The sequence below is a fragment of the Blastococcus sp. TF02-8 genome (assembly GCF_003319175.1).
GTDB lineage: Bacteria > Actinomycetota > Actinomycetes > Mycobacteriales > Geodermatophilaceae > Blastococcus.
The window spans coordinates 246,960-261,602 of sequence record NZ_QOHK01000004.1; the positions used below are offsets into that span (position 1 = coordinate 246,960).

The window sequence follows — 14,643 nt, forward strand, 5'->3', positions numbered from 1 at the left end:
ACAGCTGCGGAACCTGGCCCTCCGGCACCCCGGCTCCCCCGTCCTGCTCGTGCGACGACCGGGCGACCCGGACCGCGGAACTATAGTGACGCCTGTTGCTGAGGAGGCGGTGTGCGGGTCCTGCGCGTCTACCACGCCGGTCGCGACCGGGCCCATCGCGCACGAGAGCGGGCACTCTCCGCTCTCGGCGTCGACGTCACGCTCGTGGTTCCGTCGAGCTGGCCGGACGGCGGCGCGGAAGCCGAGCTGTCCGATGAGCCTTTTCCGATCGTGGAGCTCGAGGTGCGCCGCGCGGGTGACGTCAATCGGCACACCTACGCGAGCGCAGCCGGGCTCTCGGACCTGATCGCTCGACTCCAGCCAGATCTGCTCGACATCCACGAGGAGCCGGTGAGCCTCGCGGCGCGGCAATGGCTCCGAGCCGCTCCCCCGGACCTACCGGTGGCGATGTACACCGCGCAGAACGTCGACAAGCGCTTTCCGCCACCCTTCGCGCAGTACGAGACTGCGGCGTACCGGCGGGCGGGCGGGCTGTACCCCTGTTCGCACCAGGCGGCGTCCGTTGCCCGCGGTAAGGGGTTCGGTGGTCGTATCGCGGTCCTGCCACTGGGCGTGGACGAGGTCTACACGGCCGGCGAGCAGACGAGCGAGGACCCGGAGATCCGGTTGGGTCTCATCGGCCGTCTCGTTCCCGAGAAGGGCGTCCGTGACGCGATTCGTGTCCTGGCCGACCTCGTGACGTGGCGTCCGAGCCGCCTGATCATCGTCGGGGACGGGCCAGAGGTCGGTGCCGCCCGGGCCCTGGCCGAAGAGCTCGGCGTCGCCGAGGCAGTGGAGTTCCATCCCTGGCAGCCCCTGGACTCATTGGCACGCCTCTATCGCGGTCTGCACGTCGTCCTGGTGCCGAGCAGGACGACGGAGACCTGGGTCGAGCAGTTCGGGCGCATCATCATCGAAGCTCAGGCCTCGGGCGCGGTGGTCGCCGGATATGCCTCCGGCGCCATTCCGGGCGTCGGCGGCGAGGCGGCCGTGCTGGTCTCCGAGGGGGACGTCGTCGAGCTGACCCACGCCATTCGCAGGATCCTGCAGGATCAGGAGGCTTACGCCTCCCGGCGCGACACGGGCCTCGCCCAGGCGAGCCGGGCCACGTGGCCGGAGGTCGCAAGGCGCCAACTCCAGCTCTACGAAGAGGTGCTCTCGCGGCCCAGGCGCATGCCTCTGCCCCGCCGCGACACCGACCGCCGCCGCGCGGCCGTCCGGCAGTTCGGGCCGACGGCACCGCTAGCCGGTGGCGACAGGCCGTTCGCGCTACCGGTGCTGCGCAAGGACGCAGCGTGGACAAGGGCGGCCGGTCACGTCATCGACACGGCCATGCGCGTCACTGGGCGTTAGGCCTCCCAAGGGGATCGCTCGACAGGTCGTCGACCACTCGACGGAACTCCCGTGCGAAGGACGATGACTGCCAGCGCTGGCCATGTCTTGTGATGGCTGCGGAGTCCCAGTCGTGCTCGACGAGCTTCCTGATGGAGGCACGGAGCGCACTCATCGAGTCCGCATCCAGCCACAGCCCCGTACGCCCCTCAACGCACGTCTCCAGATATCCGCCCTCGCGCGTCGCCCCGACTGGAACCCCGAATGCAAACGCTTCGACGGGCGTCAGACCAAAATCCTCACGCGAACACGCGAGCAGCGCACGCGCAGATCGGTAGAGCCAGCGGAGTTGGGCATCGGACACGTCGGTCAGCTGGACCACATTGGGCGGCCAGCCGTCGCTCGGACCCCCCCCTACGGTCACGAGCGTCTGTTCCGGCATACCGGCGACGGCTTCCTTCAACAGGTCGGTCCGCTTGTATCCCCGTGGTCGGCCAACCGTCAGGAGAAAGCCCGGCGCAACATCTGGCACGACCTCATACGCGCCGTCGGGTCCGAGTCCTCGAGGTGGATGAACCACGGGCGCGACGATCCCGTACGCACTGGCGATGCGACGGGCCACATTCGCCGAGTTGGCGATGTAACCGCACGCGCTCCTGGCTCCCTCCTGATCACCCCGGAGCAGACGCGAGCGCATAAGCCGGAAGGCCAGGCGCTCGGAGGCACCCAGACCTACGGCGTAGTCCTCCCACTGGTACAGCCACCGGGGTGGGTTGTGGCAATAAACGACTTTGCGGCCTCGACCGCGGAGCTGATGGGCGAATCCGGAACTGGAGCAGAGCAGAAGATCGGCATCGACAACCTCGCGCCTGAAGAGAGCCCCGATCACCGGGAGCGCCCGACGAAGGTCCCGCCGGATGGCGGGGATTCGCTCTAGGCCAAGACTGCGAACGGTCAAGTCGCGGAACTCCGGGTACGTCCGTTCCGGGACGTACATGGAAGTCAGGACCGTGGCACCCGGATACGCCCGCGCCATCTCCAGCACGACCCGCTCCGCACCGCCGCGCTGAGACAGGTAGTCGTGGGCCACGACCACTCTCACGCCGCACTCCTCCCGTGCTCGGCCACCATGTCTCGGTACAGCGCGAGGACCTTCGGCGCGATCACCTCCGGAGAGAAGTCACCGGCACGTCGCAGCCCTTCCTGGCGGAGGCGCTGCCGCAGCTCCTCGTCTTGCCAGAGCCGATTCACCTGGCGCGCGATCTCTGCACTGTCGCCCGGCGTGTACAGGATTCCGTTGACCCCCTCGGAGATGATCTCGCTGGGGCCGCCCCCACGAGTGGCGAGGACCGGCACTCCCGCGGCCATGCCCTCCAGGATCACCTGGCCGAGCGGCTCCGGGACGGTGGAGGCGTGGAGGAGGACGTCGACGTTCATGAGCTCCCTTGACACGTCCTCCACGAATCCTCGGAAGTCGACGCGGTCGGTGAGCCCCAGGCGGGCCACCTCCTGTCGCACACGGGACTCGTACTCCTCCTCCCCGAACATCGGGGACCCGACAAGGACCAATCGGGCGGTTTCAGGCATGTCGGCCACTGCGAAGGCGCGAACAGCCTCGAGCTGGCCCTTCCACGGCGCGAATCTCCCTACGAGGCCCACGATGAACGGCTCGTCTCCGCTGGTCGGACCGCGGCTTCCATGAATCGATGTACCTGTGGGCGGTACGGGCTCCAGAACGTCGTAGAGGGGACTCGGGACGACGAGCGGACGCCGCCGCTGGCCCGTTCGAGCACCCCTGGGAAGCGTCGCCATCGTGGCTGAGCTGTTGCAAACGATCCGAGTGGGCAGGACCGCGATGGCCAGTCTCGCCACAACGAGACCAAACCAGGGCAAGTAGTCGGCAGCCAATCGGTCACGGAGGTGCCACACGCTCGGTACACACGCCATTCGAGCTGCGATGCAACCGTAGAACCCGGATTTCAAGCTGTTCGTGTGCACGACATCGATCCGCCTTTGGCGAATCAGCTTCCGTAGCTTCAGGCTGTACGACAGCACCGAATAGACCCGCGACAGGGCGGCGAGGGGGCTGCTCAGGGAATCTTTCCGCACATCGCGGCTGAAGGCAGACAGAGGCAGGATGATGACCTCGACGCCCAGGTTGCGTAGACGCGTGACGAGCGGCCCATCCTCGCCGAGGACGACCAGTGCGGTGACGTCCCGCGCGACAGCAGGGAGAAGTCGAGCCAGCGCGATCTCACCACCCGAGAGCTTCGCCGTGTGGTCGACGTACATGACCCTCATACGGCACGCACCCCCGTCATCCCCGTCGTTGCAACGCTGCGCGCCAACAGTGCCAAACTCTATGTGTGGTCCGCCGTGCGCGCGGTCCGGGGATCCCTCCAGATGGACCGCAAGGAGGAAGCGGTCACTCCCAGTCCGAGGGGATCTGCTCCTTCGATCACGTTCGCAAGGCCTCAAATCTCTTCCGAAGCCTTGCCAATCATTCGGTGTTTCAGTCAGGGAACAGGTGCTTGATCAACACGTCATCGGCAGCAGTCGCCACCCCAAGGCTCTCCGTGGCTCGAATGCCAGGGCGGCCGGCGATGTGGCCGAGATCGGACTCCAGCGGTCGCAGCTCCGCGCCGAGGACCAGGGCCGCCTCGATCTCCGAGTCGGCGAGGGTGAAGTAAGCGTCGGTCGTCGACGGCACGACGATCGTGCGTGCGCGGATGCTCCGCAGCGCCCCCTCGTACCCGCCGGGCCTCCCCCGGCACACGTCCCCGCTGAGCCAGGTGTCCATCATCGCCAGCAGGTCGTTGGCGTCCATCCGCGCGTGGTCGGCCGCCCAGCCGTCCAGCAACGCCTCCACGGTCGGGTAGCCGAGCTCTCGATAAGTGCCGTGATGGAAGAAGTCGCGGGAGTACGCCCACCCCGCGTACACCCGGCCGAACGCTTCCAGCCCCGCCACCGGCGGTGAGGTGTACTCCCCTGCCCGGAAGGCCGGGCCGGCGGTCAGCGCGGCCCGCACTCCCTCCAGGAACACTCGGTTGCGCGGCGAGCAGCGCGCGGCCCCGCAGATGGGCAGCAGCGCGTCGACGTCGTCGGGGTAGGTGACCGCCCACTCGTAGGCCTGCATGGCCCCCATCGACCAGCCCATGACCAGCCGCAGCCGCCGGATGCCCAACGCGTCCAGCAGCAGCCGCTGCGCCCGCACCTGGTCCCACACCGTCACGAGCGGAAAGCGCGGCCCGGCCACCTCGGCCGGCGCGTTCGAGGGCGACGTCGACACCCCGTTGCCGAGCATGTTCACCACGACCACGAAGAACTTGTCGGTGTCGAGCACTCCCCCGGGCCCCATCCACGGCCGGTAGCTCTCGTGCGTCCCCGTGTAGTAGCTCGGCACCAGCACCACGTTGCCGGCGTCGTCGGCCAGCTGCCCATGGGTCTCGTAGGCGAGCCGGGCCGGCAGGCTCGCGCCGGACTCCAGCGCGAACCTGCCGAGGTCGAACGTCTGCGGCATCAGAAGAACTACAGGTAGCGCTCCGTCTCCCAGACGGAGACGTGCGACTGGTAGCTCTGCCACTCCGCGCGCTTGTAGTCGATGAAGGAGTTGTACCGCGCCTCGCCGAAGACCGGCCCCGCTGATCGCCGCACCGTCGTCAGGGCGCCTCTTCTCCGGGAGAGGCGCCCTGATCCGTCTCGCGGCGGTCCGCGACCCGGGCGCACGCCACTGGGGCGGCTGTGACGGACGTGCTGCAGCGTTAGCGACACGTTCCGGTTCCACGGCCACCCCGCAGCGGCCCGCTCCTACGCTCGCGCCATGCCTTGTCCCACCTGTGGGGCGACGGACGCACGCACGCAGATCCTCCCGGGTTACTGGCGCTGCGACGCCGTCGTCCGTGTCGGCGAACTCGTCGGCGGCCCGGCCGGAACGGCCGTTCCGGCTCCCGGCCCGGCGGAGTCCAAGCGCTGCGGCACCATCTACATCCAGACCCGTGCCGACGACGAAGCCGCCGTCTGCCGCTGCGGCGACCCGGCGATCGGCGAGTGCACCGAGTGCACCCGCGCCGTCTGCGGCGACCACTCCGCCCTCTGGCAGGGCTGGCGGGTCTGCGACCGCGACCTGGCCAACGCCCGCATGCGCTCCCGCGCCCAGGCGATCGCCGAGGAGCGGCGCCGCGAGGCCGAGGCCGCCGCGGCGGAGGCCGAGCGCCACCGGCAGCGCACCGAGCTGCTCGAGCTGGCCGACGAGGACGCCGTCTGGATCCTCTACGCCCGTGACGAAAAGCGCACCGAGCAGGAGATCCGCTCCGCCGTCCACGTGCTCCGCGGCCTCACCGCCGCCGAGTTCACCGACGCCTGCCTCTACCTGCTCCCCTACGCCCGCGACCCCGAGAAGCGGCGCGCCGGCGTCACCCGAATCTCCGGCTGGGCCTTCGAGGGTGCGGACTACCACGGCCGCTCCTGGTTCCTGACCCGCAAGGGCGAGTGGCACCGCAGCGGCGCCTACGGGGCCTCCGAGGCCGACCGCTGGAAGAAGGTGCGCTTCGACGACGTCGAGAAGCGCGCCGTCATCGACGAGCTCGCCTGGCAGCAGAAGGTCGACAGCGGCCTCATCTGAGACCCCGCCGCGCGCAGAGTTGCGAGTGCACACTTGTGCCGCTCCAACGCGGTTCGTGGCTCGTCCGTGCACAGCCTCCGCTCGCCGTCCACAGATCGAGCCATCTCGGCCCGCACGCATGTGGCGGACATCAGGCTGATCCGGTGACGCACGACGTGTCGGCGGTGCTGGGACCCGAGGGCTGGATCACGGTCCCGGCACTGCTGGAACGGGTGAGCCGGCGCACGGTCGCCCGCTGGGTCGCCGACGGCCGCCTGATCCGCCTCCGGCCGGGAGTCCTGGCGCTGCCGTCCGCCGCCGCGCGCTGGCGCACGCGCGTGGCCTCGGCCCTCGAGGACCGAGAGGCGGTCGCCAGCCACGCCACGGCCCTGGCGCTCTGGGAGCTCGCCCACCACCCGGCCGGACCGGTGCACCTCAGCGTCGAGCCGGGCAGCAGCGGACGCGGCGAGGCCGGCGTCGTGCTGCACCGGGCTGCCGGCGCCTTCGCCGACCGCCGCCGGGTGGACGGTCTCGCGGTCACCTCGGTCGCCAGGGCCCTCGTCGACACGTGGGGGCGGCCCGGCAGCCTCGCCCGCTCCGACGTCCGAGCGGCCGCCATCACCGCCGTCCGGATGCGGCTGTGCCGCCCCGGTGACCTGGCCCGGGAGCTGGCCGCACGACCACGGCTTCCCGGTCGCGCCGAGCTCTCCGGACTCGTCTCCCTGCTGGCCGAGGGGTGCCAGAGCGAGCTGGAGATCTGGGGCTGCCTCCAGGTGCTACGCGCACCCGGCATGCCACCGTTCGTGCAGCAGCGGCGGGTTGCCGTCGCGGGCCGGACGTTCCTCCTCGACGCTGCCTACGACGATGTCCTGCTCGCCGTCGAGATGGACGGCGCCGCCTGGCACGGGTCACGCTCTCAGCGGGAGCGCGACATCCGCCGCGACGCCCTCCTCGCGACGGTCGGCTGGCAGACGCTCCGGTTCGGCTTCACCCGCCTGACCGGCTCACCCGATGGCTGCCGCCGCGAGATCCTGGCCGTCCACGCCGCGCGACAGCGACTCTTCTCCCGTGACAGCGTGCGCTGATGTGCCACACCGGCACCCGGAGCGGCACATCCCTGCACAGCGCCGGGCGCAGCAGGCCCCGGTCAGCGGGTGATCGTCGACGAGTGGTCGTGCTGCCCGGAAGCGAGGCGCTCCCGCTGCGGGATGACGACGTACTTCGGGTCCTTGGTGCTCGCGATCCCGGCCTCGAAGACGCCGAAGCGGGTCAGGAGCGAGCCCGCGGCCAGCAGTGCCCCCGCGGCGACCGAGCCCACCCGGGTGCGCCCGGCGATCGCGGCCAGGCCGGCGCCCGCGGCCGTCGCCGTCTTCGCCGCCTGGATCAGCTTGCCCGGCCGCCCCTGGTGGAACGGCTCGCTGAGGATGCCGTGGTCGCTCTCGACCTTGTGCATCGCGGCCAGCTCGATCGCGGCGCCGGCGATCGCCATCTTCCGCGCCGGGCCGGCCTCCTCGACCGGTACGAAGATCATCGAGATCCCGCCACCGGCCGCCATGCCCGAGCCACCGAAGACGAACGGCAGCTGGGTGTGCGCCGCGTGCCACGACGGCACCGCGGTGTTGGCCAGCAGAACACCGGTGTAGGTGGCCAGCGGGCCACCGAACAGCGCCGAGACCACGCCGCCGAAGCGCTTCAGCCGGGGGAACCAGCCCAGCAGCTCCACCGCCGCCGTCGCCCCGGCCGCCGCGCTGAACGGCGACAGGATGTACGTGCCGACCGACAGCGGCGAGGTCACCTTGAACACCCGCAGCATGTGCAGGAAGCGCTCGGGCCGGCCCAGGTCGTGCACCAGCGCGACCACGGACAGGATGGCGCCGCCGCCCGCGGTGTACCGGCCGACCTTGGTCAGCGTGGGCCGGTCGGTGGCGTCGGCCAGCGCCGCGAGGATCGACGACGAACCCGCCGCGCCACCCAGGAACAGGTACAGCGGCACGTCCGGCGACTTCCACACCGGCGTCTTCACGATCTGCCGGCCGTAGTACGACGTGAACTCGACGTCGTCGACCATCGCGATCTCGCCGCGTCCGCGACCGCCGCCGCGCCGGCGCTTCTTCCCGGTGCGCTGCGTCGCCGGGCCGCGGTCGGCCTGGCGCCACCCCGCCTCGGGGCTGGTGATCCCGCCGGTCATGTCAGCGCCTCCGCGAGCCGAGGACCGCGGTGAGCGCGACCCCGACCATCATCGCCGCGGCCTTGCCGGCCGCCTTCCACATCGCCGGCAGGTCCCGCGTGGTCACGACCGGGTCCGGCGGCAGGCCGTAGACCTCCGGCTCGTCGAGCAGCAGGAAGAACGCGCCGTCGCCCCCGACGCCGTCGTTCTCGTCCCGGCCGTACAGCCGCGCGGTCTCCACGCCCTGCGCCTTGAGCGTCGCCAGGCGGGCGTCGGCCCGCTCCTGCAGCTCGTCGAGGTCGCCGAACTGGATCGACTGCGTGGGGCACGCGGTGGCGCACGCCGGCATCAGCCCGTCGGTCAGCCGGTCGTAGCACATCGTGCACTTGAAGACCCGGCCGTCGTCCTTGCGCTGGTCGATGACGCCGTAGGGGCAGGCCGCCACGCAGTAGCCACAGCCGTTGCAGATGTCGCCCTGGACGACGACGGTGCCGAACTCCGAGCGGAACAGCGCCCCGGTCGGGCAGACGTCGAGGCAGCCGGCGTGCGTGCAGTGCTTGCACACGTCGGAGCTCATCAGCCAGCGGATCTGCTTGTCCGCGCCGGTCTGCCCGGTCTGCGGGTCGAACTCGCTCAGCGCCTCGGCGTTCAGCACGCTCTGCTGGGCGTTGGCCAGGCTGACGTCGTCACCCGCGGTCGCCGGCGACGGACCGGAGCCCTGCCGGTCGTCACCGGGCCGGCCGAAGGTCGGCATCGGCAGGTCGACCGTGCGCGACTGCTCGATGAAGGCCACGTGCCGCCACGAGTTCGCGCCCAGCTGGCCGGTGTTGTCGTAGGACATGCCGGACAGGCCCAGAGCGTCGCGCGTGCCGTGCGAGTCGTCCATGGGGAGCGTGTTCCACTCCTTGCAGGCCACCTCGCAGGCCTTGCAGCCGATGCACACGCTCGTGTCGGTGAAGAAGCCGACCCGCTTGGGGTGCTCCTCCTGGTAGCCGGCCTCCGCCTGCACGTCGGGCAGCGGGCCGAACAGCCGGTGCTCCGGATCACGGCCGGTGAAGGCCGGACTGGCCGAGCTGATCGTCATCGCGCTGCCCTCCTCTCGCGGTCGTGGGTCGTGCGGTCGCAGGTCATCAGTAGGTCGCTCCCTCGCCGGCGTCCGCCTCGACCGGGTCGCGGCCGTTCACGCCGACCTTCCCCGAGGGCACCCCCGCCCGACGGCGGAAGCCCTCGACGAACTCGAGCAGCTCCGGCCCGCGCGGACGGCGGCCCGGCACGATGTCGCAGGAGCTGACCTTCGACTCCTGGATGTGGGTGTTCGGGTCCATCACGATGCCCAGCAGGTCGTTGGCGGAGTCTCCGGTGGAGATGCCGCTGTAGGCCCAGTGGTAGGGCATGCCGATCTGGTGGACGACCGTGCCGTCGCCCAGCTTGATCGGCCGCACCCGCTCGGTGACCAGCACCTTCGCCTCGACGGCGGTGCGCGCGCTGACCAGCGTCGCGTACTCGCCGTTGGCCAGTCCGCGCAGCTGCGCCAGCTCCGGGCTGACCTCCACGAAGAACTCCGGCTGGAGCTCGGCGAGGTAGGGCAGCGTGCGGCTCATGCCGCCGGCGGTGTGGTGCTCGGTGAGCCGGTAGGTGGTCACCTGGAACGGGTAGACCTCGCTGCGCGCGGGGTTCGCCCGGTTCCACGGGCCCTCGATCATCTCCAGGGTCGGGTTGGCCTGCTGCTTGTACAGGCCGTTCTCGACCACCGACTCGGCCGGCTCGTAGTGCGTCGGCAGCGGACCGTCGACGACGCCGGCGGGCGCGAACAGCCACGCCTTGCCGTCGCCCTGCATGACGAACGGGTCGACGCCGGCGATCGCGTCCTGCGCCCTGGCGCCCTCCGGCGGCACGTAGTCCGGCCGCTTCTTCTTCTCGAAGTCGGGCACGTCCAGGCCGGTCCACTCACCGGCGGCCTCGTCCCAGTACACGTACTTCTTGCGCTCGCTCCACGGCTTGCCGTCAGGGTCGGCCGAGGCGCGGTTGTAGAGCATCCGGCGGTTGAGCGGCCACGCCCAGCCCCACTCCGAGGCGACCGGGCCCTGCTCCTTGCCCGGCTTGCGCCGGTCGGCCTGGTTCACGCCGTCGGCGTAGACGCCGCAGTAGATCCAGCAGCCACCCGTCGTCGAACCGTCGTCCTTCATGTCCATGTAGGTGGACAGCAGGCCGTCGGGGCCGTAGCCGTTGATCTCGCGCAGCACGGCCTGGGCGCTGGGGTCGGCGGTCTCGCCCTCCACCGGGTAGTCCCAGGTGAGGTCGAGCAGCGGGCGGTCCCGCGGGTCGGTGGAGCCGGCCAGCCGCTCGCGCAGGATGCGGCCCAGGTGGAAGTAGAACCACAGGTCGCTGCGGGCGTCGTTCGGCGGCTCGACCGCCTTGTGCCGCCACTGCAGCACCCGCTGGGTCTGCGTGAAGGTGCCTTCCTTCTCCACGTGCGTCGCGGCCGGCATGAAGAAGACCTCGGTGCCGATCGTCTCGGGGGACATCTCCCCCGTCTCGATCTCCGGGCCCTCCTTCCAGAAGGTCGCCGACTCGATCATCTGCAGGTCGCGGACGACCAGCCAGTCCAGGTTGGCCAGGCCGAACCGGTTCATCCGGCTGTTCGGGTGCCCGACCGTGGGGTTCTCCCCGACCAGGAAGTAGCCCTTCACCTTGCCCTGGATCATGTCGGCGATCGTGCGGTAGGAGCTGTGGTCGCCGTTGATCTTGGGCAGGTGGTCGAAGCAGAAGTCGTTCTCCGCCGTCGCGTTCTCGCCCCACCAGGCCTTGAGCAGGCTCACCATGTAGGCGCGCTTGTTGCCCCAGAAGCCGGCCTTGCCCTCGGCGTCGGCCACGTACTCGTCCAGCGTCGAGTGCTGGAGGGCGTGCGGCATCGGCAGGTAGCCGGGCAGCAGGTTGAACAGCGTCGGGACGTCGGTGGAGCCCTGGATGCTCGCGTGCCCGCGCAGCGCCATGATCCCGCCGCCGGGGCGCCCGATGTTGCCCAGCAGCGTCTGCAGGATCGCGCAGGTGCGGATGTACTGCGCACCCACGCTGTGCTGCGTCCAGCCCACCGAGTACACCCACGCCGTCGTCCGGTCGCGGTTGCTGTTCTCGGTGACCCACTTCGCCACCTGCTCGAACACCTCGGGCTCGACGCCGCACACCTCGGACACCATCTCCGGGGTGTAGCGGGCGAAGTGCCGCTTGAGGATCTGGAACACCGACCGCGGGTGCTGCAGCGTCTCGTCCCGCTTGGGCTTGCTCGCTATCGGCGGCCCGCCGCTGCCGGCGGCCTGGGCGCGGTCGGCCTTCTTCACGTCGGGGTGCTGGTCGCTGCGCTTCTGCTCGGCGGCCTCGCCCGGCTGGTCGGAGCCCTCGTGCGGCGAGTCGTCCGGCTCGTACTGCCAGCTGGACTCGTCGTAGTGCCGGTTCTCGGCGTCGAAGCCGGAGAACAGGCCGTCGAGGTCCTCGGAGTCGACGTACTCCTCGCCCACCAGGGCGGCGGCGTTCGTGTAGGCGACGACGTACTCCTTGAAGTACAGGTCGTGGCTCAGCACGTAGTTGATCAGCCCACCGAGGAACGCGATGTCCGTGCCGATGCGCAGCGGCACGTGCAGGTCGGCGATCGCGCTGGTCCGCGTGAAGCGGGGGTCGATGTGGATGATCTTGGCGCCGCGCGCCTTGGCCTCACCGACCCACTGGAAGCCCACCGGGTGGCACTCGGCCATGTTCGAGCCCTCGATGACGATGGCATCGGAGTTCGCGAGGTCTTCCAGGAAGTTCGTGGCACCGCCACGACCGAACGAGGCACCCAGACCGGGCACCGTCGCGGAGTGCTATATGCGGGCCTGGTTCTCGATCTGCACAGCGCCCATCGCGCTGTACAGCTTCTTCATGAGGTAGTTCTCCTCGTTGTCGAGGGTGGCCCCTCCGAGGCTGGCGATCCCCATGGTGCGGTTGACGCGCTTGCCGCCGTCGGTCTCCTGCCAGCCCTTGTGGCGGGCGTCGAGGACGCGGTCGGCGATCATCTCCATCGCCGTGTCGAGGTCCAGGTCCTCCCACTCCGTCCCGTACGGACGGCGGTACTTGACCGTGGTGACCCGGGTCGGGCTGGTGACCAGCTGCTTGCTCGCGCTGCCCTTGGGGCACAGCCGGCCGCGGCTGATCGGCGAGTCGGGGTCGCCCTCGATCTGCGTGATCTTCTCGTCCTGGACGTACACCTTCTGCCCGCAGCCCACGGCGCAGTAGGGGCACACGCTCTTGACCACGCGGTCGGCCGTGGCGGTGCGCGAGACGGTGGACTCCGTCCCCTTGCTGCGGGCGGCCTTGCCACGGCCCATCGGGTCGGAACCGGTGAGCTGGCGGTACACCGGCCAGCTGTCGAGCCAGGTCTTCACATCCAGCACTCTGCCATCCGTTCGCCACCGGGGCGCGGCGGCGACGCGCGGTGCGTGTCCTGATCGCCCGCAACTCGGTGACCACCCCGGGTCGGGCGGAGTCTCGCGGCCGGTCGAGGCCCCGCTGCACCCGTGCTGATCACCACCTGTGGACGACGACAGCGCGGTCGGCGGCGACTGCGGCACCCTCCCCCGGTGCCCGTCCCGCCGCTGCGTCCGCCACCCCTGCAGGGCCGGGCCTTCCGCGGCACAGAGGTGGTCCGGGCCGGGCTGCTGACGCCCGACCAGCTGCGCAGCTCCGCGTGGCGGCGCCTGCGGCGCGACGTCTACGCCGATGCCGCCCTGCCTCTCACCCACGCCCTGCGAGCCACCGGGGTCTGCGCCGTCGCCCCGCCCGGCGCCGTCCTCGGCGGGCTGACCGCCGCCGTGCTGTGGGCCGGCGAGCAGTTCGCCACCGACGCCGATGCGGTCGAGGTGGTGCTCCCGCCCGGCACCCGGTGGGAGCCCGCGCCGGGGTGGTCGTGCGCACGGCGACCCTCGACGGCGACGTCGTCCGTCCCCCGCGCGGCCTCCCGCGCACCGCCCGGGTGCGCACCGCCGTCGACCTCGCGCGGCGCGGACCGCTGGAGGACGGCGTCGTGCTCCTGGACCGCCTGGTCGGCGCCGGTGTCACGTCCCTGGTCGAGGTGCGCGACGCGGTCGCGGCGCTCCCCCGGTGCCGGGGCAGCAGGCTCGCCCGGGAGGTGGCCGCGCTCGCCGACGGCCTGGCCGGCTCGCCCCAGGAGACCCGCCTGCGGCTGCTGCTGCGAGCGGCCGGCCTACCCGCGCCCGAGGCCCAGTTCCGGGTCTTCGACGAGGCCGGGTTCGTCGCCCGCGTCGACTTCGCCTACCCCGAGCTCCGCATCGCCGTCGAGTACGACGGCGCCTGGCACGCCGAGCGGGGCCAGTTCCGGCGGGACCGCCGTCGGCTGAGCCGGCTGGCCGCGGCAGGGTGGCGGGTGGTCTTCGTGACCGCTGCCGACCTGCACGCGCCCGAGGAGCTGCTCGCCCGCCTTCGCGCGATGCTCGGCCGGTGATCACCCCGGGCTCAGCGGGGTGTCGCGGGGCACCGAGGCCCCGCTGCACCCGTGCTGATCACACCGGCAGCGCCCCGAGATCACACCGGCAGCGCCCGAGATCAGCCCGCGGGCACCCCGGCGGCCACCAGCGCGTCGCCGATCCGCTGGGCCAGGGCCGCGTGGCCCTCGTCGGTGGGATAGGTGCCGTCGCGCCCGATCAGCGACTGGTTGGCGCCGTCGAACCACCCGTCGTTGAGCGGGTCGACGAACGCCGCACCCACCTCCCCCGAGGCCGCGCGCAGCGCCCGGTCCACGGCGAACGCCGGGCCCGGCGCGCGCCCCGGCCAGAACACCCCGACGACGATGCGCGCGTCGGGCAGCCCCGCCCGCAGGTCACCCAGGGTGCGCCGGACCGCCGCCTCCACCTGGTCGACGGGAGCGGCGACGTCGTCGTGACCACCGGCGACCACCACGACGTCGGGGCGGGCGGCCACGATCTCCGGCACCCGGTCGGGGAACGCCTGCCCCTGCGCGGCGCCGGTCACGAACCCGGTGCCGCCCACGGCGTAGGGCGTGACCTCCCACGGGTGCTGGGCGGCGAGCAGCTCGTACCAGCGGTGGCCGGCGCCGGAGTCCATCGCCGAGCCGCCGGTGTAGGCGTCACCGAGGGCCGCCACGCGCAGCCGGGCGTCCTGCTCCTCGGCCCCCGACGGCGTCGCCGGCGCGGAGGGGTCGGCCGACTCGGACGACCCGGTCGACCCGGCCGCCGTCCGGGAGGCCGCGACCTCCTCCGGCGGGACCCGCCCGCGCTCGATCGCGATCGGCAGCGCCACGGCCAGGAACGCGGTGCAGACGGCCATGAGAGCCACCGCCCACCACGGCGGCCGCTCGAAGCCCTGCAGCATGGCGGTCACGTTACGCGGACGACCCCGTTCCGCGAGGTCCGCGGCACGCTCCGGGCGGCCACCCGTACGGGTGACAGAACGGTAACGGCGGCTGCAGCAAGCGCGGCGGCGACCCGACAACGAT

11 protein-coding genes and 1 pseudogene are annotated in these 14,643 nt (G+C 71.3%); 4 read left to right on the forward strand and 8 right to left on the reverse strand.

Annotated features, from left to right (window positions below; genetic code table 11):
* Positions 1 to 111: 111 nt before the first annotated feature.
* Positions 112 to 1,392, forward strand: a complete 1,281-nt coding sequence (locus DQ237_RS10415; protein ID WP_113799845.1) for a glycosyltransferase family 4 protein — start codon at positions 112 to 114, stop codon at positions 1,390 to 1,392.
* On the opposite strand, the gene DQ237_RS10420 is transcribed toward DQ237_RS10415, so the two are convergent.
* The 4 genes from DQ237_RS10420 to DQ237_RS20190 form a co-directional block, all read right to left on the reverse strand.
* Complete coding sequence (locus DQ237_RS10420; protein ID WP_147251779.1) at positions 1,379 to 2,473, reverse strand: glycosyltransferase; 1,095 nt, start codon at positions 2,471 to 2,473, stop codon at positions 1,379 to 1,381. The genes DQ237_RS10415 and DQ237_RS10420 overlap by 14 nt on opposite strands.
* Positions 2,470 to 3,672 carry a glycosyltransferase family 4 protein gene (locus tag DQ237_RS10425; RefSeq protein WP_113799849.1) on the reverse strand — a complete coding sequence of 401 codons (1,203 nt, stop codon included), beginning with the start codon at positions 3,670 to 3,672 and terminating at the stop codon, positions 2,470 to 2,472. The genes DQ237_RS10420 and DQ237_RS10425 overlap by 4 nt, the downstream gene beginning before the upstream one ends.
* A gap of 211 nt (positions 3,673 to 3,883) precedes the next feature.
* Positions 3,884 to 4,891, reverse strand: coding sequence for an alpha/beta fold hydrolase (locus DQ237_RS10430; RefSeq protein WP_113799851.1), 1,008 nt, complete (start codon positions 4,889 to 4,891; stop codon positions 3,884 to 3,886).
* A gap of 8 nt (positions 4,892 to 4,899) precedes the next feature.
* Positions 4,900 to 5,025 (reverse strand): glutamine synthetase, encoded by a 126-nt coding sequence (locus tag DQ237_RS20190; protein WP_240619555.1) that lies wholly within the window; start codon positions 5,023 to 5,025, stop codon positions 4,900 to 4,902.
* Positions 5,026 to 5,191: 166 nt separating this feature from the next.
* Here DQ237_RS20190 and DQ237_RS10435 point away from each other — a divergent pair, with 166 nt between their 5' ends.
* Together DQ237_RS10435 and DQ237_RS10440 are read left to right on the forward strand one after the other, a co-directional pair.
* A complete protein-coding gene (locus tag DQ237_RS10435) occupies positions 5,192 to 5,992 on the forward strand; it encodes a hypothetical protein (RefSeq protein ID WP_113799853.1) in 801 nt (266 codons plus the stop codon).
* A gap of 143 nt (positions 5,993 to 6,135) precedes the next feature.
* Positions 6,136 to 7,056, forward strand: coding sequence for a DUF559 domain-containing protein (locus DQ237_RS10440; protein ID WP_113799855.1), 921 nt, complete (start codon positions 6,136 to 6,138; stop codon positions 7,054 to 7,056).
* Between the two features lie 62 nt (positions 7,057 to 7,118).
* Here the strand turns inward: DQ237_RS10440 and nrfD are convergent, their stop codons facing one another.
* From nrfD to fdh, 3 genes and pseudogenes are all read right to left on the reverse strand, one after another.
* Entirely contained in the window at positions 7,119 to 8,159 is a 1,041-nt protein-coding gene (gene nrfD, locus DQ237_RS10445) for an NrfD/PsrC family molybdoenzyme membrane anchor subunit (protein ID WP_113799857.1), read from the reverse strand.
* Between the two features lies 1 nt (position 8,160).
* Positions 8,161 to 9,222 (reverse strand): 4Fe-4S dicluster domain-containing protein, encoded by a 1,062-nt coding sequence (locus tag DQ237_RS10450; protein WP_113799859.1) that lies wholly within the window; start codon positions 9,220 to 9,222, stop codon positions 8,161 to 8,163.
* Between the two features lie 46 nt (positions 9,223 to 9,268).
* Positions 9,269 to 12,562 (reverse strand): annotated as a pseudogene (gene fdh / locus DQ237_RS10455) (formate dehydrogenase).
* A gap of 515 nt (positions 12,563 to 13,077) precedes the next feature.
* Between fdh and DQ237_RS20195 the strand changes: the two are divergent.
* Positions 13,078 to 13,632, forward strand: coding sequence for a DUF559 domain-containing protein (locus DQ237_RS20195; protein WP_240619556.1), 555 nt, complete (start codon positions 13,078 to 13,080; stop codon positions 13,630 to 13,632).
* 101 nt (positions 13,633 to 13,733) lie between these two features.
* Here the strand turns inward: DQ237_RS20195 and DQ237_RS10470 are convergent, their stop codons facing one another.
* Positions 13,734 to 14,519, reverse strand: a complete 786-nt coding sequence (locus DQ237_RS10470) for an SGNH/GDSL hydrolase family protein (protein ID WP_166509569.1) — start codon at positions 14,517 to 14,519, stop codon at positions 13,734 to 13,736.
* Positions 14,520 to 14,643: the final 124 nt, after the last annotated feature.